Origin of the sequence: Aeromonas popoffii (assembly GCF_037818705.1) — a bacterium.
In the GTDB taxonomy this organism is placed as follows: domain Bacteria; phylum Pseudomonadota; class Gammaproteobacteria; order Enterobacterales; family Aeromonadaceae; genus Aeromonas; species Aeromonas popoffii.
Genome location: NZ_CP149129.1, coordinates 1043688 through 1064881 on the forward strand (window position 1 = coordinate 1043688; position 21194 = coordinate 1064881).

The following is a 21194-nucleotide window of genomic DNA, read 5'->3' on the forward strand; positions in this document are numbered from 1 at the left end:
TTTATTTAAAGTAATCGTACCTGTAAATTTATTAACAATGTTTACTCACAAGGGTTTTCATCACTTATTTTTGTAACGACTAGGTCTGAGTAAACAGATGAGTTAGATTTGCCTGGGACAGCGTGTAATTCTATGCCCGTGGCTTGCGTCCCAACTTTTATTTTATCTAGATTTATATTTTTAAATGCTATTCCAAGGCTTTTTCCAACATGTATTCTAACTCTTTCTGGTGAATGCATGTTATCCATAACAGTTCTGTATTCATTATTTAAGTAACCTTTATTCAAAGCATTGCCACATACATATGTAGCCTCATAGTGTCGCTCTTTTTCGAACTGTTTTTCGTATCGAATTTTACCATTAGATAACCACCATCCATTCTTATCTTTATTTATTTCTATGACATAATGTGCTCGGCCAGCAGCATATTTTTGATGAAATAATTTCTCTGGGGTTTTATCAACAATCGTGGTCACACCACCTTCCAATTCTATATATTTTGCTGCAGAGGCAGGCAGAGTAATTGCTAAAAATATTAATGAAACGAAACGCATTATAAATCTCCTTAAAAAATGCTGGTAGCAGAAATCTGGGACACCCACCTTTCTGATCATGGATAAATCCTATAGGTCTATTAAAACTTAACGTATTAATAACCGCTGTCACACCTCACTTACATGAGAGATGGCTAGCCTCTTATGTTGGGATAATAGTTGTATGTTGATGCTGAACGAAATTAAGTCCAATGTTTACCGCAATAACTAATCTTTATTGGCAGTGTTACAGCTCTCAATATTTAATCTGTTCAGGTGCGTAGGGATTTCTATATGATGCTGAGTTACAATAATTCAGCTTTGCCATCGATAAGCACTAACCGCTTACCATCTTCACGCGGGCTGATCAAGGGTAGTGTGTTCTTGCCTGACTTATAAACACCGTCCTTCATATCAAAATAGACATCTGGAGCATCATCTTTTTGGATCAAATCCGACTCATTTCTGGTTAAAAAAACTCCATATCTGCCAGGCTTGAGATTGAGGATTTTTCCAAATTCTTCTCCCGTCGCAGGGCGGGCTGCAGTGATATAAATAGTGGAGTAGCTCACGCCTGGCAGCGTACATTCGTGGGTATACTGGTAAGGTTTGTTCTCCACACAAGTGATTTTATTGATATCAATCATTCCCAGTCTTAGCTTAATCTTGGGCGTGTCATCGGGCTCAACAGGTCTGACTTTGAAATTATTGATAATGAAGCGTTCGATTACGCGACTCTGATTATATGTCTCACCATTTTCAAGCTTTGCAGTCCACACTTCAGATGGCTTTAGTGGATAGCCTTCCGTCAGTCCTCCAATAAACCCAGCACCCAACCCTAGTGCCCCCCCTGCAAGGGCGCTCCCAAGATCTGACGTTAGATTCATTGCATATGAAGTCGAGTTAACCATCATATCGATAGATTTGTCATATGTATGATCGCTTAGGACCCATGGGTAGCCTGCATATGCACCGACGTTCCAAGCAAAGCTTTTGGTCTTGTCATCTTGATAATAACTTCCAAGTGCTTCTGGGCTTCGGATATTGTCGTATATTTTGAATGCACTACAACCGCTTACCCCGAACAATGATATAGAAATAATCAAGCTTGCTTTAATTATACTTTTCATAATGTATGTGTGTATCTAAGGTTAGTCAGTTTTTACTAGTTTATAAGTGTGTTGATGTATAATATTTCCCCACTCATTGAACGATGGTATTATCATGTAATTAATACTATCGTTCTGATAACGAAAATAATTTCGCATGAGTGATAGCATAGCTTTGCTATGGTTTAAAAAGGTGAGCGTTAAATTTATTTAGCCGGTTTTTTTTGCTCTATGATTTGGAGTGGTGCATAGATGCAAGATACACCACCATTTGTCAGTGCGATACTGAATCGATGATCGCAATTAACGGCAGAAAAAATGACAGGTAACTGTTCATTACCAAATGAATCTGGTAGGAAAACAACCTTCTGACCTGGCTTGCAAGATGCAGCGGTTACATCTTTCTGCCATTTATTTACTTCACATAAATCTTCTTGGTCTATCACTGGATATATTTGATCGCAGCCAAACAAATTAGTTATAGCAATGGTTAAGATAGACAGTTTTTTAATCATAATATCCGCCAATAAAATTAACTATATAAGGTTATAGACTTAGCTACTGTGGCTCCTTTTGGGAGAGCGCTCTTTCAGTTCTTACGTGTTTTGTTGGGTTGGCCAAAAAAACACGCTACCGCCCGTGGATTACAGCTTCCAATATGCTCCATTGACCAACTAGGACTGTAACCTATCGCGACTGGGGTGGATTCGTGTGGGTATGGTAATCCAAGTGAAGCTACATTGGCGAGTGAAAAATGGCGTAACCACCAGAAATTCATCATTTTTTGCGCGGTATCACCAAACTGAAATCTGGGAGAGATCGGGAGATCTGGAGGGAAGGGAGGAAATCTGGGACACCCACCTTTTTGACAGAGGCGTAGCGCTGCTCTTGACTAGAGAGGTCACCGTTGAGGAATACGCCATGACTATTGCCCGTTCACGTCAAATCAGCTTGCAGGATACGCCTTACTACCACGTGGTCAGCCGCTGTGTGCGGCGAGCCTTCCTGTGTGGTGACGATGCCCATTCTGGCCAGAGTTACGAACATCGGCGCCAGTGGGTGGTCGACAAGTTGGGGCAACTGTCACGGCTGTTTGCTATCGGTGTTTGTGCCTATGCGGTGATGAGCAATCACTATCGAGAGGTCACCGTTGAGGGATGCGCCATGACCATTGCCCGTTCACGTCAAATCAGCTTGCAGGATACGCCTTACTACCACGTGGTCAGCCGCTGTGTGCGGCGAGCCTTTCTGTGTGGCGAGGATGCCCATTCTGGCCAGCGGAAATCTGGGACACCCACCTTTCTGTGTCGAGATCTGGGACACCCACCTTTTTGACAGTGGCGTAGTGCTGTTCTTGACTTAAGAGGTCACCGTTGAGGGATGCGCCATGACCATTGCCCGTTCACGCCAAATAAGCTTGCAGGATACGCCTTACTACCACGTGGTGAGCCGCTGTGTACGGCGAGCTTTCCTGTGTGGTGAGGATGCCCATTCTGGCCAGAGTTACGAACATCGGCGCCAGTGGGTGGTCGACAAGTTGGGGCAACTGTCACGGCTGTTTGCTATCGGTGTTTGTGCCTATGCGGTGATGAGCAATCACTATCATCTTGTGCTCAAGGTGGAGCCCGATACGGCGGCCAACTGGAGTGAGCGGGAGGTGGCTGAGCGCTGGGCGGCTCTTTTCCAGTGGCCGCTGTTGGTACGACGCTGGTATCAGGGGGAGACGCTGATCGAGCCTGAACTGGCGGTCGTGCAGCAATTGCTTGCCCAATGGCGGGAGCGGCTTCACTCCATCAGCTGGTTTATTCGGCTACTCAATGAAAGTCTGGCCCGTCAGGCCAATCAGGAAGATGGTTGCAAGGGCCATTTCTGGGAGGGCCGCTTCAAGAGTCAGGCTTTGCTCACCGAATCAGCCTTGCTGGCCTGTATGGCGTATGTTGACCTCAATCCGATACGAGCTGCGTTGACCGACCGGCCAGAGCAGAGCGACTACACCAGTATCAAACAGCGCCTTGAGGAACCTGCTACTCCTGAGGTTTTGCTACCACTTTTGCTGCCGTTTGCCAGCCAGGGGAAGCCTGAAGAGTTGCCCTATGCCTTCACCGATTACCTGATGCTGGTTGATTGGACGGGTCGTGCTATTCGGCCCGACAAGCGGGGTCATATTCCGGCCCGTCTTGGACCCATCCTGGAACGGCTGGGTCTTGATGGCGCCCGCTGGTTGAAACAGGTGACGCTGTTTAGGCGACAAGGGATCAGAGTGGTGGGAGACAGAGATCATTGCCAGCAGTTTGCCCGCCACTGTGGCCAGCGGCGATGCCATCAACCACAGCTCTGATTGATTTGCGTCCACCCTATCGATAGCTCCGGGTATTGCACATAGTTCAGTGGATGGCTGTGCAGGGGCTGTTGCTTTCTAAACCTGAAAATCTCTCCCACTAGCCGACTTTTGCAGGTATCAGTTCGAATGCATTCACCCTTATTGTGCCTGCAAGCAGCCTGATAGTGGCTTGCTCCAAAAGGTGGGTGTCCTAATTATCTTTCTAAACCTGAAAATCTCTCTCACTAGCCGACTTTTGCAGGCATCAGTTCGAATGCATTCACCCTTATTGTGCCTGCAAGCAGCCTGATAGTAGCTTGCACCAAAAGGTGGGTGTCCTAATTCTCCTCTTCGGAGAATTACTTATCGACTATCTGGCGTGACTGCGCGGGGTGGATGGACAGGTGTGCAGATATTGGTGGGGAGTCAGACCGAACTCCTGTTTGAAGCGGGCTGCAAAACGGCTGGGGGAGTCATAACCGCAGGCGAGGGCGACCTCCAGCGGGGTCAGGCCCTGTTGCAACAGGTTAAGGGCGTGGCTCAGGCGTACCTGAGCCAGCAACTGGCGAAAGCTGCGACCTTCGGCGGCCAGCTTGCGCACCATGGAGGCGCGACTCATGGCAAAGTGGGGGGCTACCGCCTCAAGGGTGTGGTCTATGCCGGGCTCGACCGCCAGGTAGCGGGCCAGCCGCTCGCCGAGGGTCATGTGTCCTGGCGGGGAAGAGCGACCCGAGGGCATTTTCGGCCCGCAGTTCGGCGTAAAAGCCGCGCAGCAGCTCGGCTTGGGTCGCCTCACTCAGGCTCCGCTCGGCCATGGTGCTGATCAGCTCAAAGCAGAAGGCGAGCCCGGGGGTGACCTTGACTGCTGGCTCATCCAGATCGGCATGGGAAGGGGCTGACGCGGTCAGCCATTCTTTCGGCGGTGGGGTGAGCAATGTGATGGCGTGGGAACGAAATTTGCCCTGCTCCGGCTGATTGACGAAGGTGAGCTGGTGGCCTGCTGGGATCAGCAGCCAGCGCTCCCTGTCAAATGACAGACGCCGCTCTCGCCACCACAGTTGCTTGCTCCCCTGAGTGACCCAGATGAGGGTCGGGGCATAGATGAGCACCCGGTGCAGGGGCTGCTGGCGGATCCCGAGATAGTGGCTCTGTTGCAGCAGGGGAGTGCTCATCCGGTTGGCTCCTAGGGGGTGACGAAGGTGGCGGTCAGGGTGGCCTTGCCGAGCGCCATGCTGTTGAGCATGTAGCCTACCATAGCGGGCGGGGTATCGGCCTTCACCTCGAGATCATGGGGCAGGGCCCAGGCGGTGAACTGATAGCGGTGCATGCCGTGACCTGCGGGCGGACAGGGGCCGCCGTAACCCTGGCTGCCAAAGTCGGTGCGGATCTCCACTCCCTGCTTGAGTTTGCCGGAGGCATTGCTGGCCAGCTCGCTCTGGGTGGCAGGCAGGTTTACCACCAGCCAGTGCCACCAACCGCTGCCGGTGGGGGCATCGGGATCGTAGGCGGTGATGGCAACGCGCTGGGTGCCTGCTGGCAGATCCTGCCAGCTCAGCTGGGGCGAGCGGTTGTCACCGCTGCAGCCAAAGCCGTTGAAGCTGAACTGTTTGTCCATCAGCTGGCCTTCGTGAATATCAGTGCTCTTCAGGGTCATGGCAAAAGCGGGCATGGCCGTCAGGCAGAGCAGTGGCAACAGGGCACTGTGTTTGAGCAATTTCATCGGGTGATTCCTCGTGTGGTAACGGGTTCACTTTAGCGAGGACGGGGCAGAATATTATTGCAGAACAGCTCATTATAATGTCATGAGATGAGTTGTATGAGCCTTTTGGTTGTTTTATGGCGAAAGGGTAAATTGCAGCCATAAAAAAACCGGCATCATGGATGCCGGTTTTTTTTTTTGACGATGAGACGTGCGGCTTAGCGCAGGATCATCTCGTCACGGCCCGGGCCACGAGAGAGTCATCGTTGCCGTGCTGGCTCGCTGCGATGCAAAAAGGTGGTCAGGGTATCGCGCGGCGGCGTGATGCCGCACTGCACCAGAATCCGCCCGATTGCCCCTCTGTGATAGCCGCCGTGGGTCACCAGATGGAGCAGCATCTCGTCACGGCTCATCTGTCCCTTGTCACCATCGACAAAGCGAAACGAGAGCTGGGTTGCACCCTCTTGCGGGCTGAGGGTCGCGACGTAATCCACCAGCCAGTTATCCAGTGCCGTGACCGAGCTGCGCAAGGCGGCTTGGGTCGGCGTCTCCGGGGTATTGGTGGCGGTAAAGCCGTGGGTTTTACCCAGTAGATTCGCTTTGAAGATGGCATCGACCACATGGATATGGTTGAAGATCCTAAGGCAGGTGTGGTGGGCCTCGCCATATTGCTGTGCATCGAGTGTGGCGATCGCATCCAGCAGCTCGCCATCGGCCCAGCGCTTGTAGTGAAAGAGGGATTGTAATGTCTTGTTGCTCATCGCGTCCTTGCCCTTGTCGCTTCGTGAAGTGCGGCATGGTAGCCAAAAAGAGCTCAATACGAAACCCATGCTGTGGCGGGCTTGACGCTTCCAATACAAAAAGCCCCGAGAGCAGGGCGCTTTCGGGGAAGAGGAAAATCATCGACAGGGTATGACAACAGGCAAAGGGATCACGGCTGAGCGGGATCAGGCATCGACATAGAGCACCTGGCCGGTAATAAAGCCATCGACGGAGCGCTCAAACGCTTTGCCGACCAGGGCGCCCGGCACCGGCTGGAAGCCGGGCATCATCTCGCCATACACGTCCCACGCCTCTTCCAACACGGTCGGGTTGACCACATTGATGCGGATGCCGCGGGGCAGCTCGTGGGCCACGCACTGGACAAAGGTATCGATGGCGCCGCTGGTGGTGGCATCGGCAATGGCCAGCGGGATCGGCTTGATATTGAGGATGCCGGAGATCAGGGTGAAGGAGCCGCCCTGATTGATGTAGTTGAGGCCGACATTGACCAGATTGATCTGCCCCATCAGCTTGCTCTGGATGGTGGTTTGCCACTGTTCGTCGCTCATCTCGCCAAAGGGGGCGTATTCGCAATAGCCGGCGGTATTGACCACCGCATCGAAGGAACCCACGTTTTGATAGAGCCGCTCGATAGACTCCCTGCTGGTGATATCCACCTGAAAATCACACCCCTCGCCGGAGCGGCTGGCGGTGATCACCTTGTGCTTGCCCAGACCACTGAGGGCGGCTTGCCCCATTTTCCCCTGAGCACCAATCAGAATGACAGTTTTCATCGTTAACCTCGCTTTGCTGGAAGAGCTGCAAGGTTAGAGAGCCGATGATACAATGTAAATCATGGGTAATTTGTATATGATACAACTTAAATTGGTGGGGTGCGGGTGGAGAAGATCGATATCAGGCAGATGCGGGTGCTGGTGCTGCTGGTCAGACACAAGAGTGTGTCGCGGGTGGCCGAGCTGTTGGAGATCTCCCAGCAGGGGGTGAGCAGCCATCTGAAAAAGCTGCGCGACGCCTTTCCCGCCGAGCTGTTTATCCGCCAGAGCGCCGGGTTGCAGCCGACTGACTACGCCTGCGAGCTGGCCGACAAGTTTGAGCAGATCCTGGTCGATATCGACGGGGTCTTTGTGGCCGCCCCCTTCGAACCGGCCAGCAGCCAGCGCACTTTCAGGGTGATGGCCAACGAGTATGCCCAGCTCGCCATTATCCCCAGGTTGGCGAGCGCCCTGCGACGCCTGGCGCCCTCCATCCGGCTCGATGTGGTGGACTTTCAGGCCGAGCTGCATCTGGACGCGCTGGCCAGCGGCGAGATTGATCTGGTGATTGGTTTCGATGCCTATATCGACCCGGGGTTGCTGCGCGCCACCCTGCGCCGGGATCACTACTGCTGCGTGCTGCGCCAGGAATCCCGATATTTTGCCGACAACGCCCAGCCTCAGGACATGGCGGCCATCCCCTTTGTGCAGTTCGCCAACAGCGTCGGTAATTTTGAAGGGCAGATGAGCCCGCAGCAGGTCGCTCGCTCGGCGGTGGCGACGCTCCCCTGCTACACCTCGCTGCAAGCCTTTATGTCGGTCAATGACGTGGCCGCCTGCATTCCGTCGGCCATCGCCGCCCTCGGCGATTTTCGCGTGCTGGAGCTGGCCGGAGCGCCGCAACTGTTTGAGGTGGTGGTCGGCAGACACAGAAAAAGTCAGGGCAATCTGGCCATCGAGTGGATGGCCGAGGTGATTAAGTCGGTCAGCGACCTTGCGCCCAGATAACGCAGCCACTGGCAGAGAAAGGCCGCCGCCAGCCAGAGTGGCTAACAGCAGGCTGGCGCTGCGGGGGGACATCCTGCGATGGTGCGGGCAGTTATCCGCTTATTCCGTTATCGAGTGAAAAGGAGTTGAGATGCGCATTGCTCTGATTGGTCTGGGGGATATCGCCCAGAAAGCCTATCTGCCGCTGCTGGCGAGCGACGAGCGAGTCACCCCGCTGCTCTGCACCCGGAGTCCATCGGTGCTGGCGCGGCTGGCCCGCCAGTACCGGATCCCTGAGTCGTACACCGATGTTAATGCCCTGCTGGCCAGTCGCCCCGATGCCGTGATGATCCACGCCGCCACCGCGGTGCATCGCGAGCTTGCCGAGCAGAGCCTGCGCGCGGGGATCCCCACCTTTGTCGACAAACCCCTGTGCGACACGCTGGCCGAGGCCGAGGAGCTCGCCAACCTCGCCATGGCGCAGGATTGCCCGCTGTTTGTCGGCTTTAACCGCCGCTATCTGCCGGCCATGGATGCCGCCCGTGCCCAGCCGCTCACCGAGCTTAACTGGCAAAAACACAGACATGCTCTGCCGGGGGCACCCCGTCAGTTCCTGTTCGATGATTTTATCCATGTGCTCGACAGCCTCTGCTTCTATGGCGGCGCACCGGACGGGGATTTTCAGGCGGTATTGCGGCCGGATGCCAAGGACAACAGCCTGCTGGCCGGGGTGAGCGTCAGCTGGCAGAGTGGTGATCGCGCCATCAGCGGCAGCATGAATCGCAGTGCTGGCATCACCGAGGAGCGCATCGACGCCTATGGAGACAACCTCTCCCTGCACCTTGAGAACTGCACCCGCTGCATCATCGCCCGAGACAAGACGTTGCAGGTCCTTATCCCCAACGACTGGCAGCCGGTATTGGTCCAACGGGGCTTTGCCGCCATGCTGGAACACTGGTATCAGCAAATTGCATCGGGCAAGGCCGATAGCGAGCTGATCGCCTCCTGCCTGCATGGTCACCGGCTGGCGGAGCAGCTGGTGGCGCTGGCGACCTGACCCTTCTCCTGCGCCTGTGGTGCCTGATTTGGCGGGCCCGCACGGGTGAAGGAACCGGCAGACCACTGTACAAGATGGCGGATCCCTGCGCAGTCAGCCAGCGAGGGCGCCGCCGCGCGAGCCAAGCGGACGCTTGTTTGCTATCTTGGCGGCCATGAACTGCCTTCAGAGCAACAGAGTGCCATGAGCATTATTTTCGGAATGGAGCCGGGCCCCCGGCTCAGTGGTGATGAGGGTGTGAGCCGCCCTCAGGTGTGCATGGCGGAGCTGCCATGAGCATTATCCTGGGGATAGATCCGGGCTCCAGGATCACCGGCTATGGTGTTATCCGCATCGTCGCAGGTAAGGCGGAATACCTGGGTTCAGGCTGTATTCGCACCGACCTGGGCGAGCTGCCGTCCCGCCTCAAGCAGGTGTATGACGGGGTGAGCGAGATCATCACCCAGTTCAAGCCCGACGAGTTTGCCATAGAGCGGGTCTTCATGGCCCGCAATGCCGATTCGGCCCTGAAGCTCGGTCAGGCCAGGGGCAGCGCCATCGTCGCGGCGGTCAATGCTTTGCTGCCGGTGAGCGAATACTCGGCGACCCAGATCAAGCAGGCCGTGGTGGGCACGGGGGGCGCGGCCAAGGAGCAGGTACAGCACATGGTGACCCATCTGCTCAAGCTGTCGGCCACGCCCCAGGCGGATGCGGCGGATGCGCTCGGGGTGGCTATTTGCCACTTCCATACCCGCCAGAGCCTGATCAAGATGGCGGGGCGGGCCACCAGCTCGGTGCGCGGCCGCTATCGCTGAAGCCTGCCGCGTCTGAAGACCAATGTGAGAGGAGGGCGCCCGGGCGCCCTCCTTGTCTATTCGTTGCGCCTGGCACGGCTCAGGTGCGCGCCACCCTTTGCTAAAAGCCTTAACCGAGTCACGAGTTGTCTTGTCACATGGCGTGACTCCAATCGGGACAGCCAGCCTGGGGAGTGACGACAATCCTCTTTATTAATCAATGGCTTGTGACCTTTATTACATCTTCTTGGCGAGACGTGGTTTACGTCGCCTCGTCATGTCACCCGCCCATAATGTGGCGCCGTTTAACAACGGCGACCTCGTGAGCCCCGGCTCCTTGCCCCGGGTTGCGCCGAACGTCGGTGCCATTCCGGGGGCCTTGGCCTATCGCGTGATCGCACCGAAAGCGTGATCCGTGACAAAAACGTGGGTATCAACAGGCCCCGTGTGTGCTGTTCGCAGGGGTATGCATTCAGACGTTGAGTTCGGGCAGGACAGCCGTGGGGCCCGGTATCAGGGGGATCTTGTGCCAGCGGTTGCGCCACGGGAGTGTGGTCACAGCCCCCGGGTGTGCAGCATCTCTTTATAGCGTTGATGCAATAGCTGCACCCGCTCCACATAGGCGCGGGTCTCTGCATAAGGGGGGATGCCCCCATGTTTTTGCACCGCTCCGGCCCCCGCGTTGTAGGCCGCGGTCGCCAGCGCTATGTTGCCGTCATATTGCTTGAGCAGGCCTGACAGGTATTTCACCCCGCCAAAGATATTCTGCTCGGCTATCAGGGCATCGCCGACCCCCAGTTCGTGCGCCGTGGCCGGCATCAGCTGGGTCAGCCCCATGGCCCCCTTGCGGGAGACCGCCAGCGGGTTGAAGGCGGATTCGGCGTGGATAAGCGCCCGGATGAGCGCGGGCTCCACCTGATAGGCCTTGGCAGCTGCCTGTATCGTGCTGGCGTAGTCGTAGAGGAAGAGACCGGTCGTGTGCCAGTTGACCTTGGAGGCCGGATCGCAGGCGTAGCAGTCGTTGAACAGCAGCAGCTCGTAGTGGCCCTGCTCCGGCATCATGTCGGAGTAGCGTATCACGCCGTTTTTCTGGACCGACTTGTAGACCTGGATCTGGCGTGTGCCGGGCGGCAGGCTGGTGGTCAGCTGGCTGGGGTCGGGGAGTGCGCTGGGCGCGGGCATTGACTTGGGAGCCACCAGAGGAACGGGGAGGGGGGCTTGCGCCTCTGTGGTCAGGATCACCACCTCGGCCGGTGGGGGAGTCTGGCTCCAGCCGGGCGGGGAAAACAGCGGGATCAATCCCATCAACATCCATGATTTCAACGGCTTGCTCCTTCAGCCTCGTTAGGCTTGTTGAGTAAAGCATCATGACGGTGGCAGAACAAGCTGCCGATGATCGCGGCGCCTGAAATAAACCGGCAAAAAGAGGGGCCGCACGGTGGCGGCCCCGGTTTGATCTCTCTTTCTTATTCCTGCAGCCAGAGCCGGGCGCTGCGGGCAGGAATAGCGACCCGGACCCACTGGCTCTGCACATTGAGCAGCGCGTTCTGATCGAGCACGTCCCGGTAGTTGCGATACCAGTTCATCTCGAACTTGGCGGTATCGAGCCAGTACTCCTGCTCGTAGTCACATTTGTTAATGCCGACCAGCCCCAGCTTGCCGCGTTTGAACAGCACGAAGCAGTCGCCGCTGCCGATGAGCTGCATAGGCTGGCCCTGCACCGCATTGTGGAAGCGGATCATTCCCTTGAGATCTGCGCGTTGGTAATAATCTTGCCAGCGCAGCCCATCCTTGGCCTGGGTCTCGCCGTGATCGGAATAGACCAGCGGTGAGCCACCATCGCGGCCAAGCAGATAGGCATAGGCCAGCGTCTCGTCGGTCTGGTTGAGGATCTGGTAGCGAAAGCCATCGTTGGTGGGAATGTCGTGGGTGATGGCGAAGGTGATGGCCCGGTTGCCCGGCAGGGCCTGTCCGTAGGCCCCCGGATCCGCCAGCAGGTTCATGCTGCCGCCATAACCCAAGGCCCCGCGCAGGGAGTTAAACAGCAGGAAGTCATAGGCCCCCTGACCGCTGCTGTCGAGATAAGGTTTGAGGAAGCGTTCGTAATCCGTGCTGCCGGCGCCCCCCGACGTGACCACCTCGCCAAACACATGCACGCCCTGTTTTATCTCGGGGGTGAACACGGCGTTGATCTGGTAATTGCTCATGTGCTTGACCGCATCGACCCGAAAGCCCTTGATCCCCATCCCCTTGAGCGCCTTGAGATAGGCCTGCTGCTGGCTCACTACCCAGTTGTTGGGGTCGAGATCCGGCAGCCCCTTGTCACCGGCGCCACCGCACAGGCGCCAGTACTGGACGTGACCCGGATCGTGCCAGTCGGTGATGCAGCCTTCGGGGTGAAAATCCGATCCGGCCAGCAAGTTCTGCCCCAGATCACCAAACAGCCTCTGGCGCTCGAAGTAGGCCGGGTTGGCCGCATATTGGTCGAGCAGCGCGCTGCCGGGGTAGTTGAGATCGCTGCGCTTCCAGCTCTCGTTGGCCATGTGGTTGAGCACTACGTCCGCATAGACGGCAATGCCCCGCGCCTGCATGGCGGCGATCAGTTGCTCGAGATCCTGCTTGTTGCCAAGGGGAGTGTCGATAAGGCGCAGATCCTGCGGTTGATAGCGTGCCCACCACTCGTTGCCGGATGATTTGAGGGGAGGCGAAATGAGCACCTGCTTGTAGCCGGCGGCCTTGATGAGATCGGCCTTGGCGGTGACGTCACTGTATTTCCAGTTGAAGGCGTGCAGTATGACGTCGGCTTGCGCCAGCGGGGCGATCAGCATGCCTGCGATCACCCAGATTCCCGCGATTTTTTTCATTATTGTCAGTCCTTGTTTGGGTGCCCATATGGGCACCATAAGCCTCACACTGGTCTGGCTGGCCGGCAATCTCCTTTTGGCTGTTTTGTGAGCACTTTCAAAGGGGCATATGCGGATCTGTGACGGCTTGCATGAAACCGCCGAGCCCTGTCATGAGCGACTTACCCATGATGTAATCGGTTCAGTCGAGGCCATTGTTGTAGAGCGGCTGCCAGGCACAGAAACGCTGGCCGTTGCGGCTGTTTTGCAGCCAGAAACGGTTGCAGTTGTCGTCGTAGTTGCTGGTGCCGACGTTGACCGCATAGCTGCTCAGACGCTGCCCCTGCAGGGACTGGAACACCCCGTTGTAGAGCAGGGAGAAATGCAGGTGCGGGCCCGTGGAGGAGCCGCCCTCGCACAGGGCTTCGTTGCGATTGCTGGCATAGGTGCCGATGGGGGTGTCGGCGGCCACGTAGTCACCGCTGCGAACCGAGATGCCGCTCATGTGGTAATAGTTGGTGGCCCAGCCATTGGGGGCCGTGATCCGCATCTGGCAGCGGGAGAAGACAGTGACGGTCCCGCCGTTGGCGGCGGTGACCGTATAGGTGGCGCTGCCCCACCCCGGCCAGTCGTAGGAGACATCGATGGAGGAGTAGGGAGAGCCTGAGCCGGTATGGGAGTGGGCGCCGTTCACCTGCCAGCTGTAACCCTGGCGCCAGGGCAGCTGGAACTGGCCACCGGCCAGCTGGTCCGACGGTGTAACCGTCTGCGCCCTGGGCGAGATCATGGCTTCCTTGCCAAACAGGGTCTGCCACTGCTCGCTCAACTGCTGCCGCTCGTGGGGGGCAAGCAGGCTGGCCAGAGCGGCCTGGTGCGCGGCGAGCGGGGACAACGCGGGGGCATTGCGCAACTGGGCCTGGGCCTGATAAAAGCGCGCAGAGAGCTGGCGCGCCATCTGCTCGAACTGGTTATCGAATCCCCGGGCCTTGACCAGCCGGGCGAACGGGGCCGCCATGGCTTGTTCCCAGGGGGCCGAGATGAGCTGGCTGCTCGCCTCCATCAGGGCCAGCAGCAGTTGGGGGTTGAGGCTGGTGATGCCGCTCCAGTGCAGGATCACCTCCTCCTTGGGCAGCAGGTGAGGCGCCTGTTGCAGCAGGAAGTCGTGCAGATCGAATGCCATGGCTGCCTCGCCAAACACGAAGTGGGCCTCGTCCAGCGGCACTGTGACAGCGTCAGTGGCAGCTGAGCTGCTGTCGGGTGAACTGGTAGGGAGCAAGCGGGGTGTGGATGTCGCTGGCCCAGCTGGCGGTAGGGAGCAAGGCCAGCATCAGCAGTGAAGGAATGGGTCTGAACATGGTATCTCCTTGGCAAGGGGGTGAGGTGTCAGCGTGGGAGTGATCCCACTCAGGCAACGACAGCGCGACGCTATGCCAAGGTTTCACCATAGGGTGACAGGTCAGAATTGCTACTCGAATGAAGCTTTTGTTGCAGTGGATGATCAGTGTCAATTGTTAACAAATGTTTACAAAAATATTTTATGATACTCAATCAGCGCTATTTGATGTTCGAGCAAGGCCTTGCCGTAAAATCGGGCGGTTCGCGCAAGCAGTGCCCGTGCGGGGGATAGCGTGATAGGCTTGCCCCCGACTTCCTGCGGTCAGCCGCCTGTTGAAAAGTGCGCAAGCCGGGTTGTTATTGGCTGTTTTGTTATTAAATGGCGTGATATCTTGCCGGTTAATCTGGTCGGATCTCTCTCCGAACTGCAACTGAATATTGAGGACTGGGCCGAGTGTCCAAGGATGGAACGGGTGTGATAAGCAAGCGGGCGATGGCGATCACGTTTGAAGAGTACTGTGATGCGGATCTTTCCCTGATCAGGGACTACTACGAAACCACTTTCTCCCATTACGTGCCGGATCTGGCCGAGCGTATCTTCGTGGTGCGCGATGCTAACTGGCTGGTGGGCGTCGTGCGTCTGCGCGACGAAGAGGATTACTACCACCTGTGCGGCTTTCGCTTGCTGCCCCATTACCAGTCGTTGGGACTGGGCTCCCGTTTGTTGCAGCACGCCTGCAACGATCTGCTGGACAAGCCGGTGGTGTGCCAGGCATTGCCGTTCGAGAAGCCGTTTTACCTCAAGGCCGGTTTTACCGACCTACCCCTGCACGAGCTGGATGGCCCGCTCTTCTCCCTCTATGACCAGCAGCGCGAACAGGGTTACCAGATCGAGCTGCTGGTGCGTCAGGCCCAGGCCCCCGCCTACAACTAAAGGCTCATTTGGGGTTGGTTAGCAGGTGAATTTTGCCTGGTGACAGCTCAATTCCCAGCAGATTCTCTTTCAACCAGGCCTGGTTTGTGTCCTTGTCGTTGAGGCGATAGACAGGTTGGGTCTCCAGCCGTTTCTCCATGCTCTGCAGCAGCATGCCCAGCATGAAGCCGAACTTCTGCTGCGCCGCCTCCGGTTCCAGCTTGTACTCAATCAACTTCATGTTGTCGAGGAAGAGTGCGCTCTGGGCCTTGTCATAGCGCGGCCTGGCCTCGTAGGTCATGTTCAGGCGCGCGTCGTATTCGGTCTGATCCGGCAGGGTGATTTTCAGCTTGCCCTTGCCATAGACACGGGCGGTATCCGGGCTCTGGCGCCCAATCTGGACGTCGCTCTGCTCGAGCTGCACATGGGCCTTGATGATGCCGGGCAGCTCCAGCTGTTTGTTCACTTGTACCTGGGATTGCAGGTACTGGTTTATCTGTTGCTCATTGATGTCATATGAGCCTTGGCCTAGCATGGCCAGACTCAGCAGCATAGATTGCAGGATCATGCTAACGACCTGATAGAATGGGTGTGTTTTACAGCATACCATCCTGGCCCCGTGGGATCTGCCCACCGCGACCACTCTGGTGTACAAGGAGTTCTCTTGATCAATGGCTTGGAGCACGACATCCAGCTGCTGTTTTCCCAGTTCCTCGGCGGGTTGCTGCTGCTATTTCACACCGTGATTGTGGCGGGGGTTTCCCTGCGGGTGGTGATGAAACGGCGCCCCATCGGCGTCTCGCTGGCCTGGCTGGCGCTTATCTATGCCATCCCGTTTGCCGGGGTCGGTTTCTACGTGCTGTTTGGCGAGATCCGTCTTGGTCGCCGCCGCGCCGAACGGGCTCAGGCCATGTACCGCCCTTACGCCATCTGGATCCGCCAGCTGGCCCGCCTCTTCCCCCAACACTGCTGCGAGGTGGGCAGCAAGGCCCAGCCGCTGCACGATCTGATCCAGAGCAGGCTGTCCATGCCCATGCTCTCCGGCAACCGGATGACGCTGCTGAGCAAGCCGGAATCCATTTTGTGCGAGATAGTGCGCGACATCCGTCAATCCTCCCAGTCCTGCTATCTGGAGTTCTACATCTGGCACCCGGGTGGCGATGTTGACGAAGTGTGCGAGGCGCTGATGGAAGTGGCGGCGCGCGGCGTAGATTGTCGTCTGCTGCTCGATTCCATGGGCAGCAAGGCCTTCTTCCGCTCGCCCTGGCCGAAGAAGTTGCGCAAGGCGGGGGTCAAGCTGGTGGAGGTGTTGCCGGTCGGCGCCTGGCGCATCCCGTTCCAGCGCCAGGATCTGCGCATGCACCGCAAGCTGGTGGTGATCGACGACAGGGTGAGTTACACCGGTTCCATGAACATGGTAGATCCCCGCTTCTTCAAGCAGAACGCCGGGGTCGGCCAGTGGGTAGACATCATGATCCGGGTGCAGGGGCCCATGGTGCCGCTGATGTGGTCCATCTTCGTCTGGGACTGGGAGATGGAGACCGGCGAGCGGCTGCTCGACAGCCTGCAGCACGAGCCCGAGGCTTGGCCCCAGAGCAACTACCGGGCCCAGCTCATTCCGTCAGGTCCCTTCGTCGGCGGCGACTGCATCCAGCAGAGCCTGCTGCTGGCCATCTATCAGGCCCGTCACCATCTGGTGTTGACCACCCCCTATTTCGTGCCGGACGATCCGCTGGCGGCGGCGCTCTCCTCGGCGGCGGCGCGCGGGGTGAAGGTGCAACTGGTGTTGCCCGCCCGCAACGACTCCCTGATGGCCAATCATGCCTGCAACGCCTTCATGGAAGAGCTGCTGGAGGCCGGGGTCGAGGTCTACCGCTACGATGCCGGGCTGCTACACACCAAGAGCGTGCTGGTGGATGACGACTTCGCCCTAGTGGGCACAGTGAATCTGGATAGGCGTAGCCTCTGGCTCAACTTCGAGGTGACCCTGCTCATCGACAACCCGGTTTTTGTCGCCGAGATGACCCGGCTGGTACAGGGCTACATGATAGAGGCGACCCCCATGTCGCTAGCCAAGTGGCGTGCCCGCCCCTGGTACAAGAAGGTGATGGAGAACATCTTTTATCTGTTCAGTCCCTTGCTGTGACAGCACATATTTGCGGCCGAGGCCGAATTGGACTTGCCTAGCCCCGATATGGCCCCGTAGAGTGCGGCAATGAGCCTTTGGAGAATCATATAAAGATGAAGAAGCGAGTAGCGCTGGCCGTCGGTGCGGCCCTGGTAGTCGGTGGATTGGGTGCCTGCTGGTACACGGGCAATACGTTCGATCGCATCATGGCCGAGCAGATTGCCAAGGTGAAGCAGGAGAGCGGCATCGAGCTGACCTGGCTGCCTGGCGCCAGCAACCTGTTCACCCGCGATGGCGTGCTGAAGGTGGTGGTCACGCCGCAGACCCTGGCCCACCTGGATGGTCAGCTGGAAGGGAGCGAGCCGATCGGGGCGCAGTTCATCGTCAACAGTCGTATCCTGCCGCTCTATATCAAGAGCCACATGTTGCTTGACACCACACAGGGCTCGCTGGCCCCGGTGTTCAGCTCGCTCAAGCTGGAGCAGTGGCAATTTGGCATAGAGTCGGTCAGTAGCCTGTGGACCGCCAGCAACAGCAGTCGCTTCTGGGCCAACGAATTCAAGGCCAAGCAGGGGCTCGGCGAGTTCAGTTTCCTGCCCATGAAGGGCGACTACCACGGTGATTTGGAAGGCAATGGTCACGTCACCTTCCACTGGCAGGGCATGACGCTGCACGAAGAGCAGAGCAAGATGGTGCTGACCGAGCTTAAGGGCAGTGCCGACATGGCCGAAATCAGCGGCATCTGGCTCTCTCCCCGCAGTAACATGTCTCTCTCCGCGTTGTCGGTGCAACTGCCTGACAGCGTCAAGGTGTCACTGCAGGGGCTGACCACGGAAACCCAGCTGGCAGGGGACGATGCCCAGACCCTCTCCAGCAGCTATCGGGTGAAGCTGAACACCCTCAATCTGGAGAACGAGACCGACAACCTGGCGCTGACCCAGAGCAAGTTGGCCCTGAATCTCAAAGGACTGGATCTGGAAGGCTATCAGGCGCTGCAGGCCGCGAGCGGCCAAGGGGTGGAAGATCAAGCCATTCAGCAGGCGCTGGACAAGTTGCTCAAGCGCGGCGCGACTCTGGAGCTGGTGGAGTTGGGCGCTCAGCTCAACGGCGAGCCCGTCGCCATGAAGGGGGACGTCACGCTGGCGGCCACCTCGCTGGAGCAGCTGTTCAACAGTGAAGAGGGGATGCATGCCCTGTCCGGTCTGCTGCACGCCAACCTCAGCGGCAAGCTGGGCAAGGCGGTACCGCAACTGGCTCCCATGCTGGAACAGCTTACTGCCATGGGCTATCTCAAGGTGGACAACGCCCAGCTGACTGCCGAGCTGAAGCTCGACAAGGGTGTCATGACCATCAATGGTCTGCCGCTGTAAGCCGAGTGCAAGAAAAGGCAGTGCAGAAACAACAAAGGCTCCCGCAGGAGCCTTTGTTGTTTCTGGCGTGGTGCCAGAGGTGGGTTACTTGAACACCACCGTCTTGTTGCCGTAGACGAACACCCGCTCGTTGAGCACCAGCTCCAGTGCGCGGCTCAGCACGGATTTCTCCACGTCGCGACCGGCCTTGGCCATGTCGTCGGCACTGAAGGCGTGGCCGACATGGATCACGTCCTGCTCGACGATGGGGCCCTCATCCAGATCGTCAGTGACGAAGTGGGCGGTGGCGCCGATCAGCTTGACTCCGCGCTCGAACGCCTGGCGGTAAGGGCGGGCACCGATGAAAGCCGGCAGGAAGGAGTGATGTATGTTGAGGATCTTGCGCGGATAGGCCTCGACGAAGCTCGGCGTCAGCACCCGCATGTACTTGGCCAGGATCACGTAGTCGGGCTGATAGCCGTCGATGATGGCGCGTACTTGCTCTTCGTGTTCGGTGCGGCTCAGATCCTCGTGGCTGACGGTGTGGAATGGGATGTCGAACTTGCCGGTCAGTTCGGCGAGGGTATCGTAGTTGCCGATCACCGCCACTATGTCCATGTCCAGTGCACCGGCGTAGTTCTTCATCAGAATATCGCCGAGGCAGTGAGTCTCTTTGGTCACCAGGATGACGATGCGCTTCTTGCCCGCCTTGACCAGGCGGCGTTGGGCACCGGTGGGCAGGGCATCATCCAGATCTGCCAGCAGGGTTTCGTCGTTGAAACGCCCCTCCAGCTCGGTGCGCATGAAGAAGCGGCCGTTTTCGTTATCCACGAACTCGTCATTCTTGTTGATGTTGAGCTGGTGCTTGTAGCAGATGTTGGTGATCTTTGCGATGAGGCCCTTGGCGTCCGGACAGTCCGTCAGCAGTATTTTCTTTTCCATCTCTGTCATGATTCCGTTTGTGGTATTGGCGCCTGAGTCTGCGCAGGCTGCGCGTTTTTTCAGGCACTATGCCATAAACAAAATCAGAAAAGACAGTGCGCCGTGCGTGCGTGAGCCAAGTCGTTGGCTGTGGGTGTTGGTCGGGTCCACATTCATTCTTGATGGGTTTTGGGCTGGTATCCGGCGTTTTTTTTCTTTAGGCTATCTGCGCTTATTCTCAGGGCGGGGTGAAATTCCCCACCGGCGGTATCCCGATCTGACTCGGGGAGCCCGCGAGCGCCCGACCTTGTAACCAGGGTCGGGGTCAGCAGATCCGGTGAGATGCCGGAGCCGACGGTCATAGTCCGGATGAAAGAGGATAAGACAGATATTGCAGGCATGGCCCCGTTGGGCTGGCCGCTGCATACCTATCTCTGTCTGCCTTTCCATGCCCTGATTCTGGTCCTTGTCTTGTTTTAGGAGTCTTACCATGAATCAGTCTCTACTCAGTGAATTTGGTGATCCCCTTGCTCGCGTCGAAGCGGCGTTGGCGGCTCTGCGGGCCGGTCGTGGCGTATTGGTAGCCGACGATGAAGATCGGGAGAACGAAGGCGACCTCATCTTCGCCGCCCAATCCATGACCAATGAACAGATGGCCATGATGATCCGGGAGTGCTCCGGCATCGTCTGCCTCTGTCTGACCGACGAGCGCGTTCGTCAGCTTGAGTTGCCCATGATGGTGGAGGCGAACTCCAGCCACTATCAGACCGCCTTCACCGTCACCATAGAGGCGGCACAAGGGGTGACCACGGGCGTCTCTGCGGCCGATCGCGTCACTACCATTCGTGCGGCTATCGCCGATGGTGCCAAACCGTCCGATCTGCATTGCCCTGGCCATGTCTTCCCACTGCGGGCTCGTACCGGTGGTGTGCTGACACGCCGTGGTCATACCGAAGCCACGGTTGATCTGATGCAGCTGGCCGGCCTCAAACCCTTTGGGGTCTTGTGTGAACTGACCAAGGAAGATGGGTCCATGGCTCGTCTGCCAGACCTGGTTGCTTTCGGTCGCCTGCATCAGATGCCTGTGCTGACCATCGAAGATCTGGTGCAATATCGTCAATTGTTGTCAGAACGTTCAGCTTGAGCCTCATACGAAATTGTAATAAGCCCAAAATTTGGTTACGCTTTGTGCGAACCTCATCCAGAGGCACTCATTTTTGCTTAAAGTTTGCGCATAAAGTGTGCGGCTAAAAAAAAATGAGGGTTTTAATGCATTTATCTGTGATGGGGCCTATCCAAAGTATGATTCTTTTGTGCCATAATCACGCCGCTTGCTAAACGTCTGGCGAGTTAAAGGGAGCTTTTAAAAATGAAAAAATTGTTGTTGGTAGGTGTTGTTGGTCTGTCCGCTCTGCTGGGCGGTTGTGCAAACACCAGCGAACTGGAAACCTCCGTTCAGAATCTGTCTAACAAAGTTGACCAACTGGCTCAAGATGTTAGCGCAGTTCGTGCTGATCAATCCAAGATCGCTGCTGATGTTGCAGAAGCCAAGCAAGAAGCTATGCGTGCTAACCAGCGCATCGACAACATGGCTACTTCCTACAAGAAGTAATCCATGCGAAAAAATGGCGCATTTATGCGCCATTTTTTTTGCCTGAAATTCGTCAATTCCCCGCATTGAGTCACAACGTT

19 protein-coding genes, 3 pseudogenes and 1 riboswitch are annotated in these 21194 nt (G+C 57.0%); of the genes and pseudogenes, 10 read left to right on the forward strand and 12 right to left on the reverse strand.

Annotation, left to right across the window (positions count from 1 at the left end; translation table 11 throughout):
• Nucleotides 1–41: 41 nt before the first annotated feature.
• The 3 genes from WJM78_RS05005 to WJM78_RS05015 all read right to left on the reverse strand — a co-directional run bounded on the left by WJM78_RS05005 (nt 42) and on the right by WJM78_RS05015 (nt 2157).
• The gene (locus WJM78_RS05005; RefSeq protein ID WP_339014173.1) at nt 42–554 is read right to left on the reverse strand and encodes a hypothetical protein; all 513 of its coding nucleotides are present in this window, start codon (nt 552–554) and stop codon (nt 42–44) included.
• 284 nt (nt 555–838) lie between these two features.
• Complete coding sequence (locus tag WJM78_RS05010) at nt 839–1663, reverse strand: hypothetical protein (protein WP_339014175.1); 825 nt, start codon at nt 1661–1663, stop codon at nt 839–841.
• A gap of 185 nt (nt 1664–1848) precedes the next feature.
• Nucleotides 1849–2157 (reverse strand): hypothetical protein, encoded by a 309-nt coding sequence (locus tag WJM78_RS05015; RefSeq protein WP_157013457.1) that lies wholly within the window; start codon nt 2155–2157, stop codon nt 1849–1851.
• 406 nt (nt 2158–2563) lie between these two features.
• Here WJM78_RS05015 and WJM78_RS05020 point away from each other — a divergent pair.
• Nucleotides 2564–2788, forward strand: a pseudogene (locus tag WJM78_RS05020) (alpha-amylase family glycosyl hydrolase); the annotation flags it as partial.
• 241 nt (nt 2789–3029) lie between these two features.
• Complete coding sequence (locus tag WJM78_RS05030; RefSeq protein WP_339014178.1) at nt 3030–3980, forward strand: transposase; 951 nt, start codon at nt 3030–3032, stop codon at nt 3978–3980.
• A 352-nt stretch (nt 3981–4332) separates the two neighbouring features.
• Here WJM78_RS05030 and WJM78_RS05035 read toward each other — a convergent pair.
• The 4 genes and pseudogenes from WJM78_RS05035 to WJM78_RS05050 all read right to left on the reverse strand — a co-directional run bounded on the left by WJM78_RS05035 (nt 4333) and on the right by WJM78_RS05050 (nt 7217).
• Nucleotides 4333–5134 (reverse strand): annotated as a pseudogene (locus WJM78_RS05035) (helix-turn-helix transcriptional regulator).
• A gap of 11 nt (nt 5135–5145) precedes the next feature.
• A complete protein-coding gene (locus WJM78_RS05040) occupies nt 5146–5682 on the reverse strand; it encodes a YbhB/YbcL family Raf kinase inhibitor-like protein (RefSeq protein WP_339014180.1) in 537 nt (178 codons plus the stop codon).
• Nucleotides 5683–5921: 239 nt separating this feature from the next.
• Complete coding sequence (locus WJM78_RS05045; protein ID WP_339014182.1) at nt 5922–6422, reverse strand: DinB family protein; 501 nt, start codon at nt 6420–6422, stop codon at nt 5922–5924.
• A gap of 186 nt (nt 6423–6608) precedes the next feature.
• Nucleotides 6609–7217 carry a short chain dehydrogenase gene (locus WJM78_RS05050; protein ID WP_339014184.1) on the reverse strand — a complete coding sequence of 203 codons (609 nt, stop codon included), beginning with the start codon at nt 7215–7217 and terminating at the stop codon, nt 6609–6611.
• 105 nt (nt 7218–7322) lie between these two features.
• Between WJM78_RS05050 and WJM78_RS05055 the strand changes: the two genes are divergently transcribed.
• From WJM78_RS05055 to ruvC, 3 genes are all read left to right on the forward strand, one after another.
• Nucleotides 7323–8204 (forward strand): LysR family transcriptional regulator, encoded by an 882-nt coding sequence (locus tag WJM78_RS05055; RefSeq protein WP_339014186.1) that lies wholly within the window; start codon nt 7323–7325, stop codon nt 8202–8204.
• Nucleotides 8205–8334: 130 nt separating this feature from the next.
• A complete protein-coding gene (locus tag WJM78_RS05060) occupies nt 8335–9240 on the forward strand; it encodes a Gfo/Idh/MocA family oxidoreductase (protein WP_339014188.1) in 906 nt (301 codons plus the stop codon).
• 272 nt (nt 9241–9512) lie between these two features.
• Nucleotides 9513–10034, forward strand: coding sequence for a crossover junction endodeoxyribonuclease RuvC (gene ruvC, locus WJM78_RS05065; protein ID WP_017412842.1), 522 nt, complete (start codon nt 9513–9515; stop codon nt 10032–10034).
• Between the two features lie 534 nt (nt 10035–10568).
• Here ruvC and WJM78_RS05070 read toward each other — a convergent pair.
• From WJM78_RS05070 to WJM78_RS05080, 3 genes and pseudogenes are all read right to left on the reverse strand, one after another.
• Nucleotides 10569–11324 (reverse strand): lytic transglycosylase domain-containing protein, encoded by a 756-nt coding sequence (locus WJM78_RS05070; protein ID WP_339015758.1) that lies wholly within the window; start codon nt 11322–11324, stop codon nt 10569–10571.
• Nucleotides 11325–11479: 155 nt separating this feature from the next.
• Complete coding sequence (locus WJM78_RS05075; protein WP_339014189.1) at nt 11480–12877, reverse strand: alpha-amylase family protein; 1398 nt, start codon at nt 12875–12877, stop codon at nt 11480–11482.
• Nucleotides 12878–13058: 181 nt separating this feature from the next.
• Nucleotides 13059–14211: pseudogene (locus tag WJM78_RS05080) on the reverse strand (M23 family metallopeptidase).
• 473 nt (nt 14212–14684) lie between these two features.
• Here WJM78_RS05080 and WJM78_RS05085 point away from each other — a divergent pair.
• On the forward strand, nt 14685–15125 hold the full coding sequence (locus WJM78_RS05085) for a GNAT family N-acetyltransferase (protein WP_042038295.1): 441 nt from the start codon (nt 14685–14687) through the stop codon (nt 15123–15125).
• 4 nt (nt 15126–15129) lie between these two features.
• Here the strand turns inward: WJM78_RS05085 and WJM78_RS05090 are convergent, their stop codons facing one another.
• A complete protein-coding gene (locus tag WJM78_RS05090; RefSeq protein ID WP_042038296.1) occupies nt 15130–15672 on the reverse strand; it encodes a DUF1439 domain-containing protein in 543 nt (180 codons plus the stop codon).
• A 96-nt stretch (nt 15673–15768) separates the two neighbouring features.
• On the opposite strand from WJM78_RS05090, the gene cls reads away from it, so the two are divergent.
• Together cls and WJM78_RS05100 are read left to right on the forward strand one after the other, a co-directional pair.
• A complete protein-coding gene (gene cls, locus WJM78_RS05095; protein WP_287145783.1) occupies nt 15769–17250 on the forward strand; it encodes a cardiolipin synthase in 1482 nt (493 codons plus the stop codon).
• Between the two features lie 95 nt (nt 17251–17345).
• Nucleotides 17346–18602, forward strand: a complete 1257-nt coding sequence (locus WJM78_RS05100; RefSeq protein ID WP_339014192.1) for a DUF945 family protein — start codon at nt 17346–17348, stop codon at nt 18600–18602.
• 84 nt (nt 18603–18686) lie between these two features.
• Here the strand turns inward: WJM78_RS05100 and purU are convergent, their stop codons facing one another.
• Entirely contained in the window at nt 18687–19523 is an 837-nt protein-coding gene (purU, locus tag WJM78_RS05105; RefSeq protein ID WP_042038302.1) for a formyltetrahydrofolate deformylase, read from the reverse strand.
• A 209-nt stretch (nt 19524–19732) separates the two neighbouring features.
• Nucleotides 19733–19887: riboswitch (FMN riboswitch) on the forward strand.
• 105 nt (nt 19888–19992) lie between these two features.
• Here purU and ribB point away from each other — a divergent pair.
• Nucleotides 19993–20646 (forward strand): 3,4-dihydroxy-2-butanone-4-phosphate synthase, encoded by a 654-nt coding sequence (gene ribB / locus WJM78_RS05110; RefSeq protein ID WP_042038304.1) that lies wholly within the window; start codon nt 19993–19995, stop codon nt 20644–20646.
• Nucleotides 20647–20871: 225 nt separating this feature from the next.
• Nucleotides 20872–21114, forward strand: a complete 243-nt coding sequence (locus tag WJM78_RS05115) for an Lpp/OprI family alanine-zipper lipoprotein (protein WP_005334342.1) — start codon at nt 20872–20874, stop codon at nt 21112–21114.
• Nucleotides 21115–21194: the final 80 nt, after the last annotated feature.

Coding starts and splice junctions, on each gene's coding strand:
- WJM78_RS05075 (WP_339014189.1), bottom strand. CDS start 12,877: ATGAAAAAAATCGCGGGAATCTGGGTGATCGCAGGCATGCTGATCGCC.
- WJM78_RS05090 (WP_042038296.1), bottom strand. CDS start 15,672: ATGATCCTGCAATCTATGCTGCTGAGTCTGGCCATGCTAGGCCAAGGC.
- purU (WP_042038302.1), bottom strand. CDS start 19,523: ATGGAAAAGAAAATACTGCTGACGGACTGTCCGGACGCCAAGGGCCTC.
- WJM78_RS05015 (WP_157013457.1), bottom strand. CDS start 2,157: ATGATTAAAAAACTGTCTATCTTAACCATTGCTATAACTAATTTGTTT.
- WJM78_RS05030 (WP_339014178.1), top strand. CDS start 3,030: ATGACCATTGCCCGTTCACGCCAAATAAGCTTGCAGGATACGCCTTAC.
- WJM78_RS05005 (WP_339014173.1), bottom strand. CDS start 554: ATGCGTTTCGTTTCATTAATATTTTTAGCAATTACTCTGCCTGCCTCT.
- WJM78_RS05010 (WP_339014175.1), bottom strand. CDS start 1,663: ATGAAAAGTATAATTAAAGCAAGCTTGATTATTTCTATATCATTGTTC.
- WJM78_RS05060 (WP_339014188.1), top strand. CDS start 8,335: ATGCGCATTGCTCTGATTGGTCTGGGGGATATCGCCCAGAAAGCCTAT.
- WJM78_RS05100 (WP_339014192.1), top strand. CDS start 17,346: ATGAAGAAGCGAGTAGCGCTGGCCGTCGGTGCGGCCCTGGTAGTCGGT.
- WJM78_RS05115 (WP_005334342.1), top strand. CDS start 20,872: ATGAAAAAATTGTTGTTGGTAGGTGTTGTTGGTCTGTCCGCTCTGCTG.
- WJM78_RS05085 (WP_042038295.1), top strand. CDS start 14,685: ATGGCGATCACGTTTGAAGAGTACTGTGATGCGGATCTTTCCCTGATC.
- WJM78_RS05045 (WP_339014182.1), bottom strand. CDS start 6,422: ATGAGCAACAAGACATTACAATCCCTCTTTCACTACAAGCGCTGGGCC.
- ruvC (WP_017412842.1), top strand. CDS start 9,513: ATGAGCATTATCCTGGGGATAGATCCGGGCTCCAGGATCACCGGCTAT.
- WJM78_RS05040 (WP_339014180.1), bottom strand. CDS start 5,682: ATGAAATTGCTCAAACACAGTGCCCTGTTGCCACTGCTCTGCCTGACG.
- WJM78_RS05050 (WP_339014184.1), bottom strand. CDS start 7,217: ATGAAAACTGTCATTCTGATTGGTGCTCAGGGGAAAATGGGGCAAGCC.
- ribB (WP_042038304.1), top strand. CDS start 19,993: ATGAATCAGTCTCTACTCAGTGAATTTGGTGATCCCCTTGCTCGCGTC.
- WJM78_RS05070 (WP_339015758.1), bottom strand. CDS start 11,324: ATGTTGATGGGATTGATCCCGCTGTTTTCCCCGCCCGGCTGGAGCCAG.